This is a genomic window from Mesorhizobium sp. CC13, from assembly GCF_039907765.1.
Classification (GTDB): Bacteria; Pseudomonadota; Alphaproteobacteria; order Rhizobiales; family Rhizobiaceae; genus Aminobacter.
Genome location: NZ_JARDJI010000008.1, coordinates 155006 through 175669, shown reverse-complemented (window position 1 = coordinate 175669; position 20664 = coordinate 155006). Strand labels below are relative to the sequence as shown.

Genomic DNA, 20664 nt, shown 5'->3' with positions numbered 1-20664 from the left:
GCGTAGCACGCTGTCGCCAGCCTGTCCGCTGCCAGGGCGCGCCGCTCTTCAAGGCCAGTCAGTTCGAGCCGCCGACCTCGCTTGCATAGCGCCGGGTTTCGGCGATGCGTTCGGGCGTTGCGGGATGCGTCGACAGGAAGTTGCCTTCGGCACGATCGCCAAGCTTGTCGCGCAGCAATTCGAAGAAGCGGGCGATGGCGGCGGGGTCCTTTCCGGCCTTGTGCATGAGCGCCACGCTGAACCTGTCGGCGTCGGTCTCGGCGTCGCGGGAATAGGACAGGCTGAACAGGGCCGCGCCCTGGACCATGATGTCTTCGGTGCCCGAGCCGATGTCGCCGCCGATCAGCATGATCAGCGCCGTCACGCCCGCGGCTCGGTAAAGCTGGCGCAGGCTGTGCTTGTGGTCGACATGGCCGATCTCGTGCCCGAGCACGCCCAGGATCATTTCGTCGTCCTTGCCTGCCAACTCCACCAGTTCGTCGGTGAGAACCACCGTGCCGTCGGGCAGGGCAAAGGCATTGGGGCCGATGGGGCCGCCGGTACGGAAGGTGAGGGCGTATGCGGTGCGCTCGGATGGGGTTTCATCCGTCTGTGCAACCAATTCGGCGAAGCCGTCGCTCAACGATTTCTGGCGCTCTGCGCTGAGCTTGCTCGGTTCGAAGATGGCCTGGTCGAGCGATGCGAGCGCGCTTTTGCTCATCAGCGTCGTCACCACCGGCGGTGTGACGGATATCGCCACTTCGACCAGCAGCGGCATGGCATAGCGATAGACTGCTGAGCCCAGGACGATCGTTGCCAGGACAAACAGCGCCAGGCGAGGGCGGAACCGTTCAAGCTTGTGAATGAAGCCGGCGCTGCCGGATGAATGGGACGCGACAAGCCGGTCGACGCCGTCATTGTCGCCGGTCTCGAAGACGCCGCCGTCGGGATAGGTGACCTGGCGCGGGATCGATCCGACACGGTCGGAAACTTTCGTTCCCTGGAACGCACCCCAGGCGAGGACTGCGCCGTCGCTGCCGGTCACCGAGGCCGCTCCATCGGCGCCGATCGCCAAAAGCGCGTCGACCGCGCGGGCCTCTCCAGCCTTGCGCCAGAGGCCGGCGACGACAGGCTGTTCAGAAGCCAAGGTCGAACCCTTCCACGTCGAGGAATTCTGAACCCGTTGCCGTGCCGGCGTTCTGCAGGTCGCTCGCATAGGCGTCGAGCGAGCCCGTGGTGTCGAGCGCCGTCACCGTCGCCATGTAGGCGGCCATCCTGACCGCAGCCCAGGGCCGTGCGAGACCGAGGGTGACGATCGTGGCGAGGAGATTGGTGATCGAAATCGAGGCAAAGCGGCCGCGCCCGATGGACGAGGCCAGTACGTGCCGCCCGTCGATGACCGTTTCGTTGAACACGACGTTGCGGACGCCGGCGCGGTAGATCAGGCCGGCCAGCATGAAGACCAGGAACAGCGGTATCATCGCGGCATAGATCGTTATCATCATCATGGCGATAGACCAGCCACTGGGATTGGCGCTGTTCACGTCGGGAAGGCCCACCGACATCAGGATGGCCATGACGATGCCGAAGCCGACCAGGCCACCGCCGATCAGCACGAACGCCGGCAGCCATATCTGGCCGTAGAGCTTGTCCAGCCGCGGATCGCAGGTGATCGGACGCCCGCCATAGCGAAGATTGCCCAGCATGTAGTTCCATATCCAGCGCGAGGCGATGGGCGCGAGCAGGCCGACCGAGCCGTAGATGAGCAGGCCGCCGACGATATAGGCCAGGAAGGCGCCCCAATAGGTGCCGGTGAAATCGAAGCGGACGTTGCGATAGCTCGTCACCCGCGCGTTGAAGCGCAGGCCGCGCATGATGAACCAGGGAATGGCGAACATGAAGATTGCGAAGACGAGCAGGCCGAACAGCGGCAGGAACTGCAGCGTGAGGTTGTAGAGCACCAGCATCAGCAGGACGATGACGCGCCCGACCAGGATGCGCCAAGGCAAGGCGTGGTAGTCGAAGGTCGCACCGGCAAGATGCGTATTGCCGTAGAAGTAACGTTGGCGCCGCACCTTGGCCCAGGCCGAATAGATGCCGAGCGTGAGGATCGTCAGCAGCACGTTGACGATCCAGATGCCGAAATATTCGCGTGCGGTACCCGTGAATGTGAACGGCTCTCGCCGCATCGCCAGACTTGGCGCAGCCGGCGTCTGCAGGTTCGACATGTCGTTCATGCTGCCATCGCTCCCCGCAATTCAAAGATGAATCTGCCCCTTGCCGCACCTTGCCAAAAATGCGGGCAGGTGCAAGCGGCACCGGTATCCGCTACGTCGATTGGCCTGCATCACATGCTTTTCATCGGCCTCAAGACGTGTTACCAGCCAGCGCCAATCCTGAAAGGGAAGATGAGGAGTCGGCGCTGCATACCAATTGGTTCCAGCGCCCGCTTTCGCATTCTTCCTTCTGACGTCCCCTGAGGAGTGGCCATGGCGAAAATCATCGAATCTTCCACCGGCGCGCTGGCGCTGACCTTCGACGACGTGCTTCTGCAGCCGGGTCACTCCGAGGTCATGCCCGGTGAGACCGACATCCGCACGCGCATAGCCGGCGACATCGATCTCAATGTGCCGATCATCTCGGCCGCCATGGACACCGTCACCGAGGCGCGCCTCGCCATTGCCATGGCCCAGGCCGGCGGCATCGGCGTCATCCATCGCAACTTCTCGCCGGCCGAGCAGGCCGAGCAGGTCCGCCAGGTCAAGAAGTTCGAATCCGGCATGGTCATCAACCCGGTCACCATCGGCCCCGACGCCACGCTTGCCGATGCGCTGGCGCTGATGCGCCACTATACGATTTCTGGCATCCCGGTCGTCGAGAACGGCGGCACCGGCGGCCAGAAGACCGGCCGTCTGGTCGGCATCCTCACCAACCGCGACGTGCGCTTCGCTTCCGACCCTTCCCAGAAGGTCTACGAGCTGATGACGCGCGAGAACCTGATCACGGTCAAGGAGAACGTCGATCAGGAAGAGGCCAAGCGGCTCCTGCACAAGCACCGCATCGAAAAGCTGCTCGTCGTCGACAAGCAGGGCAATTGCGTCGGGCTCATCACCGTCAAGGATATCGAGAAGTCGCAGCTCAACCCCAACGCCACCAAGGACGCGCAGGGTCGCCTGCGTGCCGCTGCCGCCACCAGCGTCGGCAATGACGGCTTCGAGCGTGCCGAGCGCCTGATCGATGCCGGCGTCGACCTTTTGGTCATCGACACCGCCCACGGCCATTCGCAGCGCGTGCTCGACGCCGTCACCCGCGCCAAGAAGATCTCGAACTCGGTCCGCATCATGGCCGGCAACGTCGCGACCGCCGAAGGCGCCCAGGCGCTGATCGACGCGGGCGCCGACGCGGTCAAGGTCGGCATCGGCCCGGGCTCGATCTGCACCACCCGTATCGTGGCGGGCGTCGGCGTGCCGCAGCTGTCGGCCATCATGTCGGCCGTCGAGGCGGCGCAGAAGTCCGGCGTCACCGTGGTTGCCGACGGCGGCATCAAGTTCTCAGGCGATCTCGCCAAGGCGCTGGCCGCCGGCGCGGGAGCGGCCATGATCGGATCGCTGCTCGCCGGTACCGACGAGAGCCCGGGCGAGGTCTATCTGCACCAGGGCCGCTCCTTCAAGGCCTACCGCGGCATGGGCTCGGTGGGCGCCATGGCGCGCGGTTCGGCCGACCGCTACTTCCAGGCCGAGGTGCGCGACACGCTGAAGCTCGTGCCCGAGGGCATCGAGGGCCAGGTTCCCTACAAGGGTCCGGTCGCGGGCGTGTTGCACCAGTTGGCCGGCGGCCTGAAGGCCGCCATGGGCTATGTCGGCGGGCGCGACCTCGCCGATTTCCGCGAGCGCGCCACCTTTGTGCGCATCTCCAATGCCGGCTTGCGCGAAAGCCACGCCCATGACGTGACCATTACCCGCGAAAGCCCGAATTACCCGGGCGGCGCGTGATCCATGCGATCCTGAGACTGCGGCGCCACGCGGCCGCACTAAGCTTCGCCACGGCGGCGGTCTTCGCCGCCATGACGATGGTGGAATTCCTGTATTTCCGCAAGTTGAGCGGCGGCCTGTCGTCGCTCGATCTCCGCTTCTGGGGCTTTTCCGAGAGCGAGGGCTTCGCCTGGGTGGCGGGCCTGGGGCGACCCGGTGCGGAGACCATTCTGGTCTGGCACTATCTCACCTTCGACCTGATCTTCCCGGCGCTGCTGTCGACCACGCTTGTCAGCCTCATCCTCAAGACCGGGGATCGGCTGCCGCGCTTCGCCGCCCATTCGGACCGCCTGCGCGCGATCCTGGCGCTGGCATTGGTGCTGCCCTATGCGGTCGCCGACTACGCTGAGAACATCGTCGTCGCGCGAATCCTCGCCGACCCGCCATCGGCAGGCGCCGAGGCGATGGCGCTCGCTTCGGGCCTGATCGTTGCCAAATTTGCGTTTCTGGCGGTGCCGGTTGCTGTCATCGGCGCCTTCGCCATTGCGGCGGCAAGGCGCTCGCGGGCAGTGCTGCGCTAGAACCACGCCAGCGCAAGAGCGCGGCCTGCTAGCCCTTGACGTCGAAGATCGCGATCCGGCGCTTGTCGAACCTGATGGCGATCTCGCCGCGCACCAGCTTGAGCGCTGCTTCGCCGAACACGGCGCGGCGCCAGCCCTGGAGGGCGGGCACGTCGGCGGCCTCGCCCTCGGCGGCGATGCGGTCGATATCGTCGCCCGAAGCGAGTACCTTCGGTGCGACGCCTTCCTTCTCCGATACCAGCCGCAGCAGCACCTTCAGCAGTTCGGCCGCGGCGCTCGTTCCCTCCGGCGGCTGAAAGGTCTTGGGCAGCTTTGGCATCTGGTCGCGCGGGATGTCCAGCGCGGCATTGACCACGCCGACCAGCGCGGTTGCCGGAGCCGAGCGCTCCCATCCCTTCGGCGTCGTGCGCAGCCGGGCGAGGGCCGCGGCATCGCGCGGCGCCTGCTGGGCGATCTCGTAGATGGCGTCGTCCTTGAGCACGCGTCCGCGCGGCACGTTGCGTTCGCGCGCCTCGCGTTCGCGCCAGGCGGCGACCGCCTGAACGATGGCAAGTTCCTGCGGCTTGCGCAGGCGCATCTTGAGCCGCTTCCAGGCGTCCTCGGGGTGCGGGTCGTAGGTCTCGCGCGAGGTCAGGACCTCCATTTCCTCGTTGAGCCAGTGGGCGCGGTCTTCCCGCTCGAGCTCGGACTGGAGGTGCTTGTAGACGTCGATCAGGTGGGTGACGTCGGCCAGGGCGTATTCGAGCTGCTTTTCCGACAGCGGCCTGTGGCGCCAGTCCGTGAAGCGCGACGACTTGTCGATGCGCCCGCCCGTCACCTTCTGGACGATCTGCTCGTAGGAGACGCTGTCGCCGAAGCCGCAGACCATGGCCGCGACCTGGGTGTCGAACACCGGATGCGGGATCAGCCCGCCGAGATGGAAGATGATCTCGATGTCCTGGCGGGCTGCGTGGAAGACCTTGGTCACCGCCTCGTTGGCCATGAGGTGGAAGAACGGCTTGAGGTCCATTCCCGGCGCCAGCGGATCGACCAGCGCCGAAACGCCGGGTGCCGCCATCTGGATCAGGCAGAGCTCCGGCCAGAAGGTGGTTTCGCGAATGAATTCGGTGTCGACCGTCACGAAGCTGGAGTCTTCCAGCGCCGCAATGGTCGTTTCGAGTTCTTCCTGGGTCGTAATTACATGCATAATATTGCTTTGGTCAGAACGCGTTGCCATTCCATTTCAGCCACGCGCCGTTTCGTCAAGCGCCCGCGGCGCTCGATAGCCGCCTATGCGTCGCCGGAATCGTCGCCGTTGCTGCTGCGGCCGGCAAATCTGGCGAATATCGGCGAGGTTCGCAATAGCCCGAAGAAGCGGCTGCGATGCCCTGCCGGCACGGGCGAACGGACGCCCATGCGGTAGACGATCACGGCGATGAAGATGACGTAGACCGCGGCGCTGAAGGCGAACAGCGAGTGCGGTCCGTAGCTTTCCATGAACAGCGACGCGATGAACGGCCCGGCGATCGCGCCTACCGAATAGAACAGCATCAGCGCCGCATTGACGAGGACGAACTCGCCCTTCTCGGCACGGTCGTTGGCGTGGGCCGCCGACAGCGAATAGAGCGGCATGGCGAACGAGCCGAAGATGAAGACGAGCACGAAGTTGGCGATCGGCGAGGTGCCGGCCATGAACACCAGCATCAGCGCGGAGGCGAGGGCGCCTGTCGTGGCGACGAGCAGCACCCTGCGGCGATCCCACAGGTCCGAAAGGTAGCCAAGCGGGTATTGGATCATCGCCCCGCCGATGATGCCGACGCTGACGAAGGTGACCACGTCCGTGACCGACATGCCGATCTGCTCGGCATAGATCGGGCTCATCGTGCGGAACGCACTGTTGGTGATGCCGACGAAGATGCAGCCGATGCTGCCAAGCGGCGAAATGCGCCAGGCGCGCCTGAGATCCAGCCTGACGTCCTCGGGCGGCGTCGGGTTGGAGCGATCGGCGATGGAGACGGGCACCAGCGACAGCGTGATCATGATCGACATGATGGCGAAGATGGTGAAGCCGCCGGCGCCGAAGATCGGGATCATGAATTGCGCGCCGGTCACCGAGCCGATGTCGATGATGCGGTAGATCGCGAGCAGCCGGGCGCGGTCGTTGTTGGATGCGCCGGAATTCAGCCAGCTCTCCATTACCGTGAACAGGCCGGCGAAGCAGAAGCCGGTGGTGAAGCGGATCGCCGACCAGGTCAGCGGGTCGATGACCAGCACCAGCGTGAGCGTGGCCGAAGCCGCGATAGCGGCCAGTGCTGCGAAGGCGCGGACGTGGCCCACGGCCTTCATGATCCGGGTGATGAAGATGCAGCCGAGCAGGAAGCCACCGAAATAGGCGGTGCCGATGAGCCCGATGGTTGAAGCCGCAAATCCTTCCTGCGCCCCGCGCAGCGCCAGGAGCGTGCTTTGCAGGCCGTTGCCGCCGAGCAGGATGCCGGCGGTGATCAGGAGCGGTATGAGGGGACGTATGGAAGACATTCGATGAGCGTCACAAAACCCGACTTGGCTCCAGTTAGGCCCTTGGGTCAATGCCGCACCGCCGCTGGCGCGACATATTCCGTCGGCTGCGCCAACCCTGCCGCAAAACTTGCCGATAGCTTCCCGTTTCCGCCTTCGGGCGCGGGAGCCGACGATGACGATCCTGACCGTCAGCACCAGCATCGACCGGGAGACCGCGAGCCTGATCGGCGACGGGCTGAACGCCTACAATCATGATACCGCGGGGCCGCACAACGATCAGGATCTCTGGATCGTCGCCCGCGATGCGCAGGGCAGGGTCGCGGCCGGGCTCAAGGGCTCGTCCGAGTACACCTGGCTGTTCGTAGTGGCTCTGGATCAGTCCCGACCGTCGCGGCGGAGGTCTCGGCACGCGGCTGCTGGCCGAGGCCGAGGAAGCGGCCAGGCAGCGCGGCTGCATAGGCGTGCATCTCGATTCGTATACGTTCCAGGCGCCCGAGTTCTACAAGCGGCAGGGATACGAGGAGTTCGGCCGCATCGACGATTACCCCGCCGGGCATTCTCGCGTGTGGCTCAAGAAGCGCTTCTAGCCGCCCGCACAACGTGTCGGAGCCCGCTTTGCCTTGACAAAACCGGGCACCCATGCGCTTTTCGCGCGAATTTTCGGCCCGGGGCGCGGATGACGCCTGGGCGCCGCTCAACAACAGCCCGAACCGGAACTTTGCCATGCACCGTTACCGCAGCCACACCTGCGCCCAATTGAGGAAATCCGACGTCGGCTCCGCCGTTCGCCTGTCCGGCTGGGTGCATCGCGTCCGCGACCATGGCGGCCTGATGTTCATCGACCTGCGCGATCACTACGGCATGACCCAGATCGTCGCCGATCCCGATTCGCCGGCCTTCAAGACCGCCGAAACGGTGCGCGGCGAGTGGGTGATCCGCGTCGACGGCGACGTCAAGGCGCGCCTGGACGAGGCGGTCAACGCCAACCTGCCGACCGGCGAGATCGAGATCTTCGCCCGCGAGATCGAAGTGCTGTCGGCCGCCAAGGAACTGCCGCTGCCGGTCTTCGGCGAGCCGGAATACCCTGAGGACATCCGCCTCAAGTACCGCTTCCTCGACCTGCGCCGCGAAACGCTGCACAAGAACATCGTCGCGCGCACCAAGATCATCGCCGAGATGCGCAAGCGCATGAACGACGTCGGCTTCACCGAATATTCGACGCCGATCCTGACGGCCTCGTCGCCGGAAGGCGCGCGCGACTTCCTGGTGCCGTCGCGCATCCATCCGGGCAAGTTCTTCGCGCTGCCGCAGGCGCCGCAGCAGTACAAGCAGCTGCTGATGGTCGCGGGCTTCGACCGCTACTTCCAGATCGCGCCGTGCTTCCGCGACGAGGACCCGCGCGCCGATCGCCTGCCGGGCGAATTCTACCAGCTCGACCTCGAAATGAGCTTCGTGACCCAGGAAGACGTCTGGAACACGATGGAGCCGGTGATGCGCGGCGTGTTCGAGAAGTTTGCCGACGGCAAGCCGGTCACCCAGCAGTTCCGCCGCATTCCTTATGATACCGCGCTGCGGACCTACGGCACCGACAAGCCCGACCTGCGCAACCCGATCGAGATCCAGGAAGTCACCCGGCATTTCGACGGCTCGGGCTTCAAGGTGTTCGCGGGCATGATCGCCTCCAACCCGAAGGTCGAGGTCTGGGCGATCCCGGCCAAGACCGGCGGCTCGCGCGCGTTCTGCGATCGCATGAACTCCTGGGCGCAGGGCGAGGGCCAGCCGGGCCTCGGCTACATCTTCTGGCGCAAGGAAGGCGACAAGCTCGAGGGTGCTGGCCCCATCGCCAAGAACATCGGCGAGGAGCGCACCGAGGCGATCCGCCGGCAGCTCGGCCTGTCGGACGGCGATGCCGCCTTCTTCGTCGCGGGCGATCCCAGGAAGTTCGTCTCGTTCGCGGGCGCTGCCCGCACCCGTGCCGGCGAGGAGCTGAACCTCGTCGACCGCGAGCGTTTCGAGCTGTGCTGGATCATCGACTTCCCGTTCTACGAATGGCTGGAAGAAGAGAAGAAGATCGATTTCGCCCACAACCCGTTCTCGATGCCGCAGGGCGGCCTGGATGCGCTCAACAACCAGGACCCGCTGACCATCAAGGCCTATCAGTATGACATGGTCTGCAACGGCTTCGAAATCGCCTCCGGCTCGATCCGCAACCAGCTGCCCGAACTGATGGTCAAGGCTTTCGAGCTGACCGGGAAGTCGCGTGAAGAGGTCGAGGAGCATTTCGGCGGCCTCTACCGCGCCTTCCAGTACGGCGCGCCGCCGCATGGCGGCATGGCCGCCGGTGTCGACCGCGTGATCATGCTGCTCGTCGGCGCCAAGAACCTGCGCGAAGTGACGCTGTTCCCGATGAACCAGCAGGCGCAGGACCTGCTGATGAACGCGCCGGCCGAGGCCACGCCGCTGCAGCTGCGCGAGTTGTCGCTGCGCGTCGCGGTGGCCAAGAAAGAAGCTTAACCAACACGCGCAAGCGGCGCTTTCGGCTCGATAAATCGACACGAAAAAAAGCCCGGCATCGCTGCCGGGCTTTTTGTCTGGTCGTCCGAGCCCTGAGGCTTACTGGTTCGCCGTGACCGACAGGCCGAGCGTCTTCGGCAGGTCTTTCGGGTTCGCCATGCCATTGGCTGCGAGCAGCGCGAACGGCACCGGCGAGCCGGGCTTCGCGGCGATTTCGAGCGACTTCGGATTGTCCAGGAAGGCCGTGACGGCGGTCGTGACCTGCTGGGTCAGTTCGGGGTTGTTGAGTTCCATCATCATGAACGGAACGATCGCCTTGGCCTGGTTGGCAATATCCTTGGCCGTCATGCCTTGTTGCTTGCCGAGATATTCCAGCACCTTGTTGGTGATCGACGCGTCGTCGAAGCGGATGGTGGCACCGTGGAAGGTGAGCTGCTGCATCAGGCCGAGCATGGCCAGGCCTTGGGCCGAACTGTCTGCGCCCTGCGGCTGCGCGGCCATGGTCTTCTGCAGGTCCTGCACCGACTTGATGAAGTCGAGCGTGTAGCCGCCGAGGTCGAAGGTCATGCCGAATGCGCCGGCATTGTCGACCGCGATATTGTACTGCGACAGTGTCATGCGTCCGTCGGTCGGCTGCCAGGTGCCGGCGAGCTGCAGGTTGCCGCTGATGTTCTGGTAGCCGAGCGCGTCGATCGCCGCCTTCGACTGCGGGTCCTCGACGAGGCTGAGGTCGGCCGAGAACTTCTCGGCCCCGCCGGTGAACGACATGGCCTTGCCGTCGACCGGCGGCGTCACCTCGGCAGTGAAGTTGGTCATCTGGAAGGCCTGCTTGTCGCCCACCTTGACGCTGAGATTGTCGAGCGCCGCAGTCTCGTACATCAGCAGCGAGGCGAGCGGGTCGGTGGAGCCTTCGGCCGGCAATTTCACGTTGCCGAAGGTCAACGGGCTGATGTCGACGGTCGCGCCGTCCTGGGTGACGCTGTAGGGCTCGGTGCTGATCGTCGCGATCTTGTAGCCGCCGTTGTCGTCGGCGACACCGGTTAGCGTCAGCTTGCCGATCGGGAACGCCTTGCCTTCTCCGGCCACGGTGATGGTGGCGCCTTCGAGGACGATCTCCGACGCGTCGCCGGTTGCACTGCTCCAGCCGAGCGTCATGTTCTGTGTGGCCAGCACTGTCTTGAGCCTTTCGGCCACTGCGCCGGCCTCCTGGGCGAACGCAGCGTTCAGCGGCAGCGTGAAGAGGAATGTCGATAGCACGAGCTTGCCGAATGCAGAGCGATGTTGCGTCATTGTGGTTCCCTGAGACTGTTAGGAATCGTTCGGCCTTTCGTCCGTCACGAACTGGACTGGAAGAAGGCGCCGTCATGACAATGGCCGCAATTCGAGGCAAAAGGCAATCGCTGCAATCCAACACGCGCAAAAATGGTGAATGACCGGCTGACCGCGGGATTGCTACTTTAGCGAGCGGAAAGATTCGTCGCATCCGGGCGCCGTCCACCCTTGCTTTTGCCGATAAGGCTTGTCGCGAATCGCCCGTTCCGTTAGTCCAAACCCATGGGAAAAGGGCTTTTGCCGCCGTCCGGCGGCGGTGACAACATCGAACCGGTCGACCTCAAGAAGGCGCTCGAGGAGCGCTATCTTGCGTATGCGCTGTCGACCATCATGCACCGGGCGCTGCCGGATGTGCGCGACGGGCTGAAGCCCGTCCACCGCCGCATCATGCACGCCATGCGTCTGCTCAGGCTCAATCCCGACCAGGGATTCGCCAAATGCGCCCGCATCGTCGGCGAGGTGATGGGCAAGTTCCACCCGCACGGCGATCAGTCGATCTACGACGCGCTGGTGCGCCTGGCCCAGGATTTTTCGGTCCGCTATCCGCTGGTCGACGGGCAGGGCAACTTCGGCAACATCGACGGCGATAACGCCGCCGCCATGCGCTACACCGAAGCGCGCATGACCGAGGTGGCGGTGTCGCTGCTCGAGGGCATCACCGAGGATGCCGTCGACTTCCGTCCGACCTACAATGAGGAGGACGAGGAGCCCATCGTCCTGCCGGGTGCCTTCCCGAACTTGCTGGCCAACGGTTCGTCGGGCATCGCGGTCGGCATGGCGACGTCGATCCCGCCGCACAACGCCGCCGAGCTGTGCAGTGCTGCGCTCCATCTCATCGACAATCCGCAGGCCTCGGTCGCTGACCTCATGACCTCCCCCTCGGAGTGGGAGCAGATCAAGGACGACCCCGAGCTTGCCCTGGCTTGCAAGGTGCGCGGCCCCGACTTCCCGACCGGCGGCAGCGTTGTCGATGACTGGGCTTCGATCGTCCAGGCCTACGAGACCGGCCGTGGCGGGTTCCGCGTGCGCGCCAAGTGGCACCAGGAAGACCAGGGCAGGGGCACCTGGAACATCGTCGTCACCGAGATCCCCTACGGCGTGCTCAAGTCGCGGCTGATCGAGAAGATCGCCGAGCTCCTGATCGCGCGCAAGCTGCCGCTGCTCGAGGACATACGCGACGAGAGCGCCGAGGACATCCGCGTCGTGCTGGTGCCCAAGAGCCGCACCGTCGATCCTGGCCTTCTGATGGAGTCGCTGTTCAAGCTTACCGAGCTCGAAAGCCGCTTCTCGCTCAACATGAACGTCCTGTCGCGCGGCAAGGTGCCGAACGTGCTTTCGCTCAAGAGCGTGCTGCAGGAATGGCTCGAGCACCGTCGCGACGTGCTCGTCCGGCGCTCGCAGTTCCGCCTCGGCGAAATCGAGCGGCGGCTGGAAATCCTCGGCGGCTACCTGATCGCCTACCTCAACATCGACGAGGTGATCCGCATCATCCGGGAGGAGGACGAGCCCAAGCAGGTCATGATGGCCCGCTGGGACCTCACCGACACGCAGGCCGAGGCCATCCTCAACATGCGCCTGCGGGCGCTGCGCAAGCTCGAGGAATTCGAGATCCGCAAGGAATACGACGCCCTCAGCGCCGAGAAGAAGCAGATCGAGGCGCTGCTCTCGTCCGAGGGCAAGCAGTGGCAGACGATCAAGTGGGAAGTGGCCAACGTGCGCAAGCACTATGGTCTCGATACCGAGCTTGGCCGCCGCCGCACGGAGTTCACCGCAGCGCCCGAGCACGACCTTACCGACATCCATCACGCCATGATCGAGAAGGAGCCGGTGACGGTCGTGGTCTCCGAAAAGGGCTGGCTGCGGGCGATGAAGGGCCATCTGGCCGATCATTCGCAGCTTTCCTTCAAGGAGGGCGACAGCCTCAAGCTCGCCTTCCATGCCCAGACGACGGACAAGATCCTGGTCTTCACCACGGGCGGCAAGTTCTACACCATCGGCGCCGACCGCCTGCCGGGCGGTCGCGGTCACGGCGAGCCGATCCGCATCATCGTGGACATGGAGAATGATCAGGACATCGTCACCGCCTTCGTCCACGAGCCCAAGCGCAAGCTGCTGCTGGTCAGCCACGAGGGCAACGGCTTCGTGGTGCCCGAGGACGAGGTCATCGCCAACACCCGCAAGGGCAAGCAGGTGATGAACGTCAAGACGCCCGACGAGGCCAAGCTCTGCGTGCCGCTGCTCGGCGACCACCTCGCCATCGTCGGCGAGAACCGCAAGATGCTGGTGTTTGCGTTGCAGGAAATCCCCGAGATGACCCGCGGCAAGGGCGTACGCCTGCAGAAATACAAGGATGGCGGCGTCCTCGACGTGAAGGCCTTCGCGATGGAGACGGGGCTTACCTGGCAGGATTCGGCCGAGCGCACTTTCACCCGCACCCGCGAGGAACTGGCGGAGTGGATCGGCGCCCGCGCCACCGCGGGCCGGATGGTTCCCAAGGGGTTCCCGCGCACCGGGCGCTTCGGTTGACGTCGGGGCAGGCGTACGGCATCCAAAGTTTGCGTGCGCGCCGCCGCGTTAGGCTCTATGATCCTCTAGCCGGTGTCATGCGGTGTCGCCGGGCGTCCAGCTAGGGTCCATACCAGGGCCAAGGAGATCAAGGCCCTTGAGACTGTCCAATCCCCGCAAACCGGAGCGCGAGCCGCGGCTCTTCGGCCCGTCCATGCCGATGCGCGCGCCGCTCGTCCCGCCATTGTCGGCGGCCCGCTGGCTGCTGGTCCTGATCGTGGCGGCAGGCATCTATTTCTTCCATGGGTTCCTCGTGCCGGTGCTGGCAGCGCTTGTCATCGCCTTCGCCAGCTGGCCCATCTACCGCCGGCTGCTCGCGGCCGTCGAAGGCAACCGCACCATCGCCGCCACTTTGGCGCTGCTGTTCATCGTCGCCTTCCTCGTGGTGCCCATCTCCTTTGCCTCGACCTATGCGGTGAACGAGATCCGCGAATGGTTCGCCTGGGCGGTGAACACCAACCGCCAGGGCGCGTCGACGCCTGCGTGGATCGCCAACCTGCCGGTCGTCGGCGAGTGGCTCAACGAGCAATGGACCCGCAATATCGGCCATCCGGGCTCGATCGGCGAACTGTTCCAGCTCTTCAGCGGCGCAAATATCGGCAGCATCTACCGCGGCGTTCTCGCCGCCGGCGGCAGCGCCTTCAGCATCCTGCTCACCATGCTGTTCATGCTGATCGCCCTGTTCTTCACCTATCGCGACGGCGAGGCGTTCGTGGGCCAGCTCGACCGGCTCGGCGAGCGCATCCTGCCGATGCGATGGGAGCGCATCTCGCGCGTGGTGCCCAAGACCATCAGCGCCACGGTGATGGGCATGACGGTGATCGCGATAGGCGAGGGCGTCGTGCTCGGCGTCGCCTACTGGATCGCCGGCGTGCCCTCGCCGGTGACCCTCGGCGTCATCACCGGCTTCATGGCGCTGATCCCCGGCGGCGCGCCGCTATGTTTCACGCTCGTCTCGGTCTATCTCCTCGCCAGCGGCTCGCCGATTGCCGGCGTGGCCCTGTTCGCCTGGGGTTCGATCGAGCTCTTCATCGTCGACAAGACGCTGCGGCCGAGGCTGGTGGGCGGCCCGATCAAGCTGCCGTTCCTGCCGACCTTTTTCGGCCTCATCGGCGGCGTCAAGACGATGGGCCTGCTCGGCCTGTTCATCGGGCCGGTGCTGATGGCGCTGCTCGTCGCCATCTGGCGCGAATGGATCCGCGAGATCGAACTGACCGACGAGGCCGCGATCGTCGCCGCCAATGCCCCGACCGAGGGCGAGGCGCCGCGCGCGGCCGAAGCGGCGGGCGACGATGCGCCGGCCAAGCGGACGCAGGCCGGCTAGAGCGCGCGCGGGCTCTAGGCTGCCTGCTCGAGGACCGCGCCGGCGCGACGCTTGCGGCTCTGGGCAAGCTGCCAGGCCGAGTGGGCGACGAGCGTCACGATGAGGATCGCTCCGCCGATCAGGCTGTTCGTCGTCGGCACCTCGGCAAAGATCATCCAGACCCAGATCGGCGCGAGCACCGTCTCGAGCAGGTAGAACATCGCCACCTCGGGCCCGGAGAGATATTTCGGGCCGTTGGCGAGGCAGAAGAACGAGATCGGCATGATCACCGCGCCGTTGAAGATGATCCACCACGGCGCCTCGACCTGAAAACCGGTCTTGGAGACCATGAAGGCCGCGACCAGGCAGGGAAACAGCACCCCGACCAGGGCGGTGAAGCCCATGTCCTTGCCGCTAGAGCGCGAGATGGTGATGGCCGAGGCAATGCAGAAGGCCGATACGACCGCCATCAGGTCGCCGAAAACATGGCCTGTCCCGATCGAGCCTCCGACGATGACGAGCACGCCGCCGATCATGAACAGCATCGCCAGCATCGTGGCAGGGCGCGGTCTCTCGCGCAGGAATATCCACGACAGCAGCGCCGCAAAGACGGTGTTGAAGGCCAGGATGAAGACGAGGTTTGCCGTGGACGTGTTGTAGACGGCGGTGATGAATGAAATCGAGCCTATGCCGTAGAGGCTGGCGACCACCAGGCCCGCCTTGCCGGGGATGAGTTGCGGGGCATTGCGGTCGAACGCGCGCCAGACCAGCCAGATGACGATCGCGGCCAGGAAGGTGGTGCCGCTCCGCATCATCAGGATCGACCAGTTGTTGCCGGCCGCCAGCTTGATGAGCGGAATGTCGACGGTCAGCGCGAGGCCGCCGATGCCGGTGAGCAACAGCCCCTTGGTGTGGTTCGAATGGGTGTCAGCCACGGTTTCCTCTGCCAGACGGTCGACGGCAGCGTGGAAACGGGCCGGACGTTATCAGCTCTTGCCTTCGAAGCGCTCCCAGCCCTTGGGCGCGAGATGCTCTTGCGGCTTGAACCGTATCTTATAGTTCATCTTGCGTGAACCGTTGACCCAGTAGCCGAGATAGACGTGGGGCAGGCCCATGGCGCGGGCGCGGGCGATGTGGTCGAGGATCATGAAGGTGCCGAGGGAGCGATGGTCCATCTCCGGATTGAAGTAGGAGTAGACCATCGACAGGCCATCCGACATCTTGTCCGTCAGGGCCACCGCGATCAGCTCGCCCTGGCCCTTGCCGGTGATGAAGGAGTCCGGGCCGCGGCGGCGGTATTCGATCACCTTTGTGTCGACATGGGTGTCTTCGACCATCATGGCGTAGTCGAGCACGGTCATGTCCGACATGCCGCCCTTGCGGTGACGGGCGTCGAGATAGGCGCGGAACAGCGAATATTGCTCCGTCGAGGGCTCCGCGTCATGCATCGCCCCAATCAGGTCGGTATTGTGTTCGATCACCCGGCGCATGTTGCGTGTCGGCACGAATTCCTGCGCAAGGATGCGGACCGAGACGCAGGCGCGGCATGTCTCGCAGGCCGGACGGTAGGCAATGTTCTGCGAACGCCGGAAGCCGCCCTGGGTCAGCAGGTCGTTCATCTCCGGCGCCTTGTCCCCGACGAGATGCGTGAAGACCTTTCGCTCGAATTGCCCTTCAAGATAGGGGCAGGGAGAAGGTGCCGTCAGGAAGAATTGCGGCGAATGGGTCGAATGCTGCGTCATCGAGCGTCTAGAAGACTCCCCACGAATGACCCCTAGCTTGGCGCTGACTGCGAAAAATTCAACATGAATGTGAAGGCAGACCGCAACTCGCCTTCACATTTTAGCGCGAAAGCGTGATTTGCCACGCCAAAAGGCCCAATCAGCGGTCGCTGCGGCTGACCACGGTGCCGAGCAGCAGGTCGTGCAGCGTGCGCTTGCGGTCGGAAAACAGCGTGACCAGCAGGACAAGCGGGGTGAGCATCACATTGCCGGCCCAGAACAGGACCGAGTGCACGACCGCCAGCAGCCCGTCGATCGGGCGGCCGTCGAGGCGGTCGATGCGGATGCCCATGACGCGCATGCCGGTGGTCGCCTGGTTGGGGCCGCCAAGCGTCGTCCACACGTAGGCGAGCGCCACGAGCGGCAACAGGATGCCGAACAGCGCCCAGCCGAGCCCGAGCGTCAGGATGCCCAGAAAGAAGACGACGATCGCGAACGGGATCGTCAACAGTCCAACGATCAGGTAGTCGATCAGGAAAGCCAGCACGCGGCGCGTGCGCACGCCGTCATATGCCCGGACGTCGTCGAGCCTGTTGGTGATGATTTCGCCGTCCAGGACGCGTGCGGTCATTCAATCCTCTGCATGCAGGCGCAAGTGCCTGCGTGGGAGCAGATGGGTGGGGTCGCATCGGAATTCAAGATTCCCGCTTCGCAACTTCAGTGGCGATGCGTTCGATGGCTTTACGCAGTGTCGGTAGGCTGTCGGTCACGACCGCCCAGACAATGGGATGGCGATCCGGTGGTACTCGTGTCTCAGGACGTTGCCGATTCCGCGTATTTGCTTCCACGGAATCCCGGGTTCGGTCACGAACAATTCGGCCGGCAGGTGCCGCGCGGCTTCCGAAATGATCTCGATGCCACGTTGGACGCCGTGCTTCAGCAGCCAATCCTGTTCGTAGTCGTGGAGCGTCTTGCCTGATGTTGCCTTCTCGATCCCGTCGAGTGCTGCAAGTATTTCGGCAAGGATAGGCCCGACTTTACGTTGTGCCATCAGAACACGCGAATGGCTGTGCGCTCGATGTCAGCCTTCAATTGCGGATGCAGGCTGTTACGTGTCGTGACATCGATTTCCGTCGCCATCGCCTCTTCGAAAAGCTGCTTGATGCCGACTAGATCTATCAAAGAGAAGCGGCTGTGCGGATCGTAGTCGATGAAAAGATCGAGATCGCTGCCCAATGAAGGCTCATCACGAGCTGTTGATCCGAACAGGTACAGCGACGTCGCGCCCATGCCTCGTACGGCGGCGTTCTCGCGTAGTATTCTTATCGCTTCCGATCTGGTCATATCCGCATACTATAGCACTTGCGGACTGTGTTGTAGGCGCCGCCAGCTCACCCCTTCAGCATCGCCGCCACTTCCGGCGCGAAATAGGTGAGGATGCCGTCGCAGCCGGCGCGCTTGAAGGCGAGCAGGCTCTCGACCATGGCCTTTTCGCCGTCGATCCAGCCATTGGCGCCGGCAGCCTTGATCATCGAATACTCGCCCGATACCTGATAGGCGAAGGTCGGCATCCGGAACTCGTCCTTAAGCCGCCGGATGATGTCGAGATAGGGCAGGCCGGGCTTGACCATCAGCATGTCGGCGCCCTCGGCGAGATCCTGCTCGGCCTCGCGCATCGCCTCGTCGGAATTGGCGTGGTCGAGGTAGTAGGTCTTCTTGTCGCCCTTGAGCAGGCCTTGCGTGCCGATCGCCTCGCGATAGGGGCCGTAGAAGGCCGAGGCGAACTTGGTCGCGTAGGACATGATCGCCACGTCCTGGAAGCCGTTGTCGTCGAGCGCGTCGCGGATCGCGCCGATGCGCCCGTCCATCATGTCGGAGGGAGCGATGATGTCGGAGCCCGCCGCCGCCTGCAGCACGGCGGCCGCGGCCACCTGGGCGACCGTCTCGTCGTTGACGATGATGCCGTCGCGCAGGATGCCGTCATGGCCATGGCTGGTGAACGGGTCGAGCGCCACGTCGGTGATGACGCCGATCTCCGGAACCGCCGCCTTGATCGCGCGGGTGGCGCGATTGATGACGTTGTCCGGCTCGAGGATATGCGCGCCGGTCTGGTCGCGCAGGCCCATGTCGACATTGGGGAAGGTGGCGAGTGCGGGGATGCCGAGCTTGGCGGCGCGCTCCGCTTCCTTGACCGCAAGGTCGACGGACATGCGGAACACGCCGGGCATCGCCGGGATCGCTTCCCGCCGGTTCTCGCCGTCGATGATGAAGATCGGCCAGATCAGGTCGTCCACCGTCAGCCGGTTTTCCTGGACCAGGCGCCGCGACCAGTCTGCCTTGCGCATGCGGCGCAGGCGGCGGCTGCCGGTGATCTCGTCGACGCTGCGCGCGCCGGCTGGCTTGGCGGGGGTGAACTTATTCATCGATGGTCTCCGGATTGTGCGGTTTTTAGCATGCCGGTTTGCCCAAGACCAAGCGGCGCGATGGCACCTGCGGCATTGACGCACCCACGCACAGCACATTAGCTCTTCGAACCCGGCTTCGATGTGAGGGAATCTCTTGGTTATTGATTTTGGCGGCGGTGATGAAATCCGCTTCGAGCGGACCGGCAGGGCCGGCATCGTTACGCTGACGCGGCCGAAGGCGCTGAATGCGCTGACCCACAACATGGTGCTCGCGCTGTCGCGCGGGCTCAAGGCCTGGGAGCACGACCGCGAGGTGGCGCTCGTCGTCGTCAGGGCCGAGGGCAGGGCATTTTCCGCCGGCGGCGACATCATGAATGTCTACGAAAGCCGCAATACCGGCTCTCCGCCCGTCCAGTTCTTCGCCGACGAATACCGTCTCAACGCGCATGTCCAGCGCTACGCCAAGCCCTATCTGTCGCTGATCGACGGCATCGTCATGGGCGGCGGCGTCGGCATCTCGTTCCACGGCTCGCACCGGGTCCTCACTGAAAACGCCCAGTTCGCCATGCCGGAAGTGGGCATCGGCTTCTTCCCGGATGTCGGCGGCAGCCATCTGCTGCCCGACCTCGGCAGTCATTTCGGCATGTATCTGGCGCTGACCGGCAACCGCATCCGTTATGGCGACGCGCTCTGGTCGGGGCTGGCGACGCACACGATAGCGGCCGAAGGCATCACCGGCCTTCTCCAGCGCCTGTGCGAGACCGGTGAAGCGGAAGCCGTGCTGCGCAGCTACTTCCAGGCCGCGAAGCGCGAAACCGACCGCGACACGCTGGAAGCCATCGCGCGGCATTTCGCCAAGCCGACGCTCGAGGACGTCTTGGAAAGCCTGCAGGCGGAGGCTGGATCGAGCGAATTTGCAGCCAAGACGCTCGCCACCATCCTGTCGCGGTCGCCCACCAGCCTGTTCGTCGCCTTCCGCCAGGTGCGCGCCGGCCTTACCATGTCGATGGAAGACTGCATGCGGATGGAGTTCCGCATCCTCAACCGCATGCTGGCGGGGCACGACTTCTACGAAGGCATCCGGGCCGTCCTCGTCGACAAGGGGTCGACGCCCGTCTGGCAGCCGTCGCGCATCGCGGATGTCGACCCGGCCGACATCGACCGCTATTTCGAACCGCTCGGCGACAGGGAACTCGTCCTGTGATCGACAGCGTCAACCGCCTCCAGGAAATGCACCCCTCGACGCTCGAGAATGCCTTTGCCTGGTTCCTGCGCGTCGTCGCCGGCTATTGCCTGTTGTTCGGCGTCCTCTACTGGGTTCGGCTCATCGGGCTCTACGACGCCACCTTGTGGCGTTTCGACCTGATGCCCTTGCACTGGCAGGTCGCGACCGCCACCCTGGCGGTGTTCTTTCCCTTCGCGGCGATCGGCCTGTGGATGCTCTCGTCCTGGGGACCGGTGATCTGGTTCATCTGCGCGGCGACCGAGACGGTCATGTATGCGGGCTTCCCCGATCTGTTCGGCGGCCGCCCTTTGATCGTCGTCGCCCATGCCGTGGTTGCACTCGTTTACGCGACCTTCCGCGTCCTGCTGCACCTTCAGCAGCGTCGGGCGGCGACCCAGTAGCAACGCGTTCAAGGCGTTGCGGACCATTCCGTAAAATTCAAGGTTAATTTTTCTTACTCGGAGGGGCTTTCGTTAACCCTCTTTCGAAACCAGTGGCTGGTAAGCCCTTGTTAAGCCTGACGTTTAAGTCGAATTTTATGGGTATTCGATAAGTTCGCGCTCAAGGTGAGA

The 20664-nt window shown here is 64.5% G+C and carries 19 protein-coding genes; 8 read left to right on the top strand and 11 right to left on the bottom strand.

The window, feature by feature from the left end; translation table 11 throughout:
• Window positions 1–58: 58 nt before the first annotated feature.
• Both PV773_RS13765 and PV773_RS13760 read right to left on the bottom strand, forming a co-directional pair.
• Complete coding sequence (locus PV773_RS13765; protein WP_347966876.1) at window positions 59–1126, bottom strand: M48 family metalloprotease; 1068 nt, start codon at window positions 1124–1126, stop codon at window positions 59–61.
• Window positions 1116–2216, bottom strand: a complete 1101-nt coding sequence (locus PV773_RS13760) for a YjgN family protein (RefSeq protein WP_347966875.1) — start codon at window positions 2214–2216, stop codon at window positions 1116–1118. Before PV773_RS13760 ends, PV773_RS13765 begins: the two co-directional genes overlap by 11 nt.
• A gap of 252 nt (window positions 2217–2468) precedes the next feature.
• On the opposite strand from PV773_RS13760, the gene guaB reads away from it, so the two are divergent.
• Both guaB and PV773_RS13750 read left to right on the top strand, forming a co-directional pair.
• On the top strand, window positions 2469–3971 hold the full coding sequence (gene guaB, locus PV773_RS13755) for an IMP dehydrogenase (protein WP_347966874.1): 1503 nt from the start codon (window positions 2469–2471) through the stop codon (window positions 3969–3971).
• Window positions 3968–4531: a hypothetical protein gene (locus tag PV773_RS13750; RefSeq protein ID WP_347966873.1), complete on the top strand. Its 564-nt coding sequence runs from the start codon at window positions 3968–3970 to the stop codon at window positions 4529–4531. The genes guaB and PV773_RS13750 overlap by 4 nt, the downstream gene beginning before the upstream one ends.
• A gap of 28 nt (window positions 4532–4559) precedes the next feature.
• Here the strand turns inward: PV773_RS13750 and rnd are convergent, their stop codons facing one another.
• Both rnd and PV773_RS13740 read right to left on the bottom strand, forming a co-directional pair.
• Complete coding sequence (gene rnd / locus PV773_RS13745; RefSeq protein ID WP_347966872.1) at window positions 4560–5717, bottom strand: ribonuclease D; 1158 nt, start codon at window positions 5715–5717, stop codon at window positions 4560–4562.
• A gap of 83 nt (window positions 5718–5800) precedes the next feature.
• A complete protein-coding gene (locus PV773_RS13740; RefSeq protein WP_347966871.1) occupies window positions 5801–7045 on the bottom strand; it encodes an MFS transporter in 1245 nt (414 codons plus the stop codon).
• 356 nt (window positions 7046–7401) lie between these two features.
• Here PV773_RS13740 and PV773_RS13735 point away from each other — a divergent pair, with 356 nt between their 5' ends.
• Both PV773_RS13735 and aspS read left to right on the top strand, forming a co-directional pair.
• On the top strand, window positions 7402–7614 hold the full coding sequence (locus PV773_RS13735; RefSeq protein ID WP_347966898.1) for a GNAT family N-acetyltransferase: 213 nt from the start codon (window positions 7402–7404) through the stop codon (window positions 7612–7614).
• 136 nt (window positions 7615–7750) lie between these two features.
• Entirely contained in the window at window positions 7751–9541 is a 1791-nt protein-coding gene (aspS, locus tag PV773_RS13730; protein ID WP_347966870.1) for an aspartate--tRNA ligase, read from the top strand.
• Window positions 9542–9640: 99 nt separating this feature from the next.
• Here aspS and PV773_RS13725 read toward each other — a convergent pair whose 3' ends face one another.
• Complete coding sequence (locus PV773_RS13725) at window positions 9641–10831, bottom strand: hypothetical protein (protein ID WP_347966869.1); 1191 nt, start codon at window positions 10829–10831, stop codon at window positions 9641–9643.
• Between the two features lie 264 nt (window positions 10832–11095).
• Here PV773_RS13725 and parC point away from each other — a divergent pair, with 264 nt between their 5' ends.
• Window positions 11096–13399 carry a DNA topoisomerase IV subunit A gene (gene parC, locus PV773_RS13720; RefSeq protein WP_347966868.1) on the top strand — a complete coding sequence of 768 codons (2304 nt, stop codon included), beginning with the start codon at window positions 11096–11098 and terminating at the stop codon, window positions 13397–13399.
• A gap of 193 nt (window positions 13400–13592) precedes the next feature.
• Window positions 13593–14762: an AI-2E family transporter gene (locus PV773_RS13715; protein ID WP_347966897.1), complete on the top strand. Its 1170-nt coding sequence runs from the start codon at window positions 13593–13595 to the stop codon at window positions 14760–14762.
• A gap of 14 nt (window positions 14763–14776) precedes the next feature.
• Here PV773_RS13715 and PV773_RS13710 read toward each other — a convergent pair whose 3' ends face one another.
• The 6 genes from PV773_RS13710 to hemB all read right to left on the bottom strand — a co-directional run bounded on the left by PV773_RS13710 (window position 14777) and on the right by hemB (window position 18885).
• Window positions 14777–15676 carry a DMT family transporter gene (locus PV773_RS13710; RefSeq protein ID WP_347966867.1) on the bottom strand — a complete coding sequence of 300 codons (900 nt, stop codon included), beginning with the start codon at window positions 15674–15676 and terminating at the stop codon, window positions 14777–14779.
• A 51-nt stretch (window positions 15677–15727) separates the two neighbouring features.
• Window positions 15728–16483: an arginyltransferase gene (locus tag PV773_RS13705; protein WP_347966866.1), complete on the bottom strand. Its 756-nt coding sequence runs from the start codon at window positions 16481–16483 to the stop codon at window positions 15728–15730.
• Between the two features lie 139 nt (window positions 16484–16622).
• The gene (locus tag PV773_RS13700) at window positions 16623–17093 is read right to left on the bottom strand and encodes an RDD family protein (RefSeq protein ID WP_347966865.1); all 471 of its coding nucleotides are present in this window, start codon (window positions 17091–17093) and stop codon (window positions 16623–16625) included.
• A 135-nt stretch (window positions 17094–17228) separates the two neighbouring features.
• Window positions 17229–17513: a HepT-like ribonuclease domain-containing protein gene (locus PV773_RS13695; RefSeq protein WP_347966864.1), complete on the bottom strand. Its 285-nt coding sequence runs from the start codon at window positions 17511–17513 to the stop codon at window positions 17229–17231.
• Window positions 17513–17806 (bottom strand): nucleotidyltransferase domain-containing protein, encoded by a 294-nt coding sequence (locus tag PV773_RS13690; RefSeq protein ID WP_347966863.1) that lies wholly within the window; start codon window positions 17804–17806, stop codon window positions 17513–17515. The genes PV773_RS13695 and PV773_RS13690 overlap by 1 nt, the downstream gene beginning before the upstream one ends.
• A 47-nt stretch (window positions 17807–17853) precedes the next feature.
• Entirely contained in the window at window positions 17854–18885 is a 1032-nt protein-coding gene (gene hemB, locus PV773_RS13685) for a porphobilinogen synthase (protein ID WP_347966862.1), read from the bottom strand.
• Window positions 18886–19027: 142 nt separating this feature from the next.
• Here hemB and PV773_RS13680 point away from each other — a divergent pair, with 142 nt between their 5' ends.
• Together PV773_RS13680 and PV773_RS13675 are read left to right on the top strand one after the other, a co-directional pair.
• On the top strand, window positions 19028–20071 hold the full coding sequence (locus tag PV773_RS13680; RefSeq protein WP_347966896.1) for an enoyl-CoA hydratase/isomerase family protein: 1044 nt from the start codon (window positions 19028–19030) through the stop codon (window positions 20069–20071).
• Between the two features lie 26 nt (window positions 20072–20097).
• Window positions 20098–20493 carry a DUF6163 family protein gene (locus tag PV773_RS13675; protein WP_347966895.1) on the top strand — a complete coding sequence of 132 codons (396 nt, stop codon included), beginning with the start codon at window positions 20098–20100 and terminating at the stop codon, window positions 20491–20493.
• Window positions 20494–20664: the final 171 nt, after the last annotated feature.

Excerpts from the sequence above, each read along its gene's own strand:
- PV773_RS13715 (WP_347966897.1), top strand. The coding sequence starts at position 13,593 with ATGCCGATGCGCGCGCCGCTCGTCCCGCCATTGTCGGCGGCCCGCTGG.
- parC (WP_347966868.1), top strand. The coding sequence starts at position 11,096 with ATGGGAAAAGGGCTTTTGCCGCCGTCCGGCGGCGGTGACAACATCGAA.
- aspS (WP_347966870.1), top strand. The coding sequence starts at position 7,751 with ATGCACCGTTACCGCAGCCACACCTGCGCCCAATTGAGGAAATCCGAC.
- PV773_RS13705 (WP_347966866.1), bottom strand. The coding sequence starts at position 16,483 with ATGACGCAGCATTCGACCCATTCGCCGCAATTCTTCCTGACGGCACCT.
- rnd (WP_347966872.1), bottom strand. The coding sequence starts at position 5,717 with ATGCATGTAATTACGACCCAGGAAGAACTCGAAACGACCATTGCGGCG.
- hemB (WP_347966862.1), bottom strand. The coding sequence starts at position 18,885 with ATGAATAAGTTCACCCCCGCCAAGCCAGCCGGCGCGCGCAGCGTCGAC.
- PV773_RS13725 (WP_347966869.1), bottom strand. The coding sequence starts at position 10,831 with ATGACGCAACATCGCTCTGCATTCGGCAAGCTCGTGCTATCGACATTC.
- PV773_RS13760 (WP_347966875.1), bottom strand. The coding sequence starts at position 2,216 with ATGAACGACATGTCGAACCTGCAGACGCCGGCTGCGCCAAGTCTGGCG.
- PV773_RS13740 (WP_347966871.1), bottom strand. The coding sequence starts at position 7,045 with ATGTCTTCCATACGTCCCCTCATACCGCTCCTGATCACCGCCGGCATC.
- PV773_RS13695 (WP_347966864.1), bottom strand. The coding sequence starts at position 17,513 with ATGGCACAACGTAAAGTCGGGCCTATCCTTGCCGAAATACTTGCAGCA.
- PV773_RS13700 (WP_347966865.1), bottom strand. The coding sequence starts at position 17,093 with ATGACCGCACGCGTCCTGGACGGCGAAATCATCACCAACAGGCTCGAC.
- guaB (WP_347966874.1), top strand. The coding sequence starts at position 2,469 with ATGGCGAAAATCATCGAATCTTCCACCGGCGCGCTGGCGCTGACCTTC.
- PV773_RS13690 (WP_347966863.1), bottom strand. The coding sequence starts at position 17,806 with ATGACCAGATCGGAAGCGATAAGAATACTACGCGAGAACGCCGCCGTA.
- PV773_RS13675 (WP_347966895.1), top strand. The coding sequence starts at position 20,098 with ATGCACCCCTCGACGCTCGAGAATGCCTTTGCCTGGTTCCTGCGCGTC.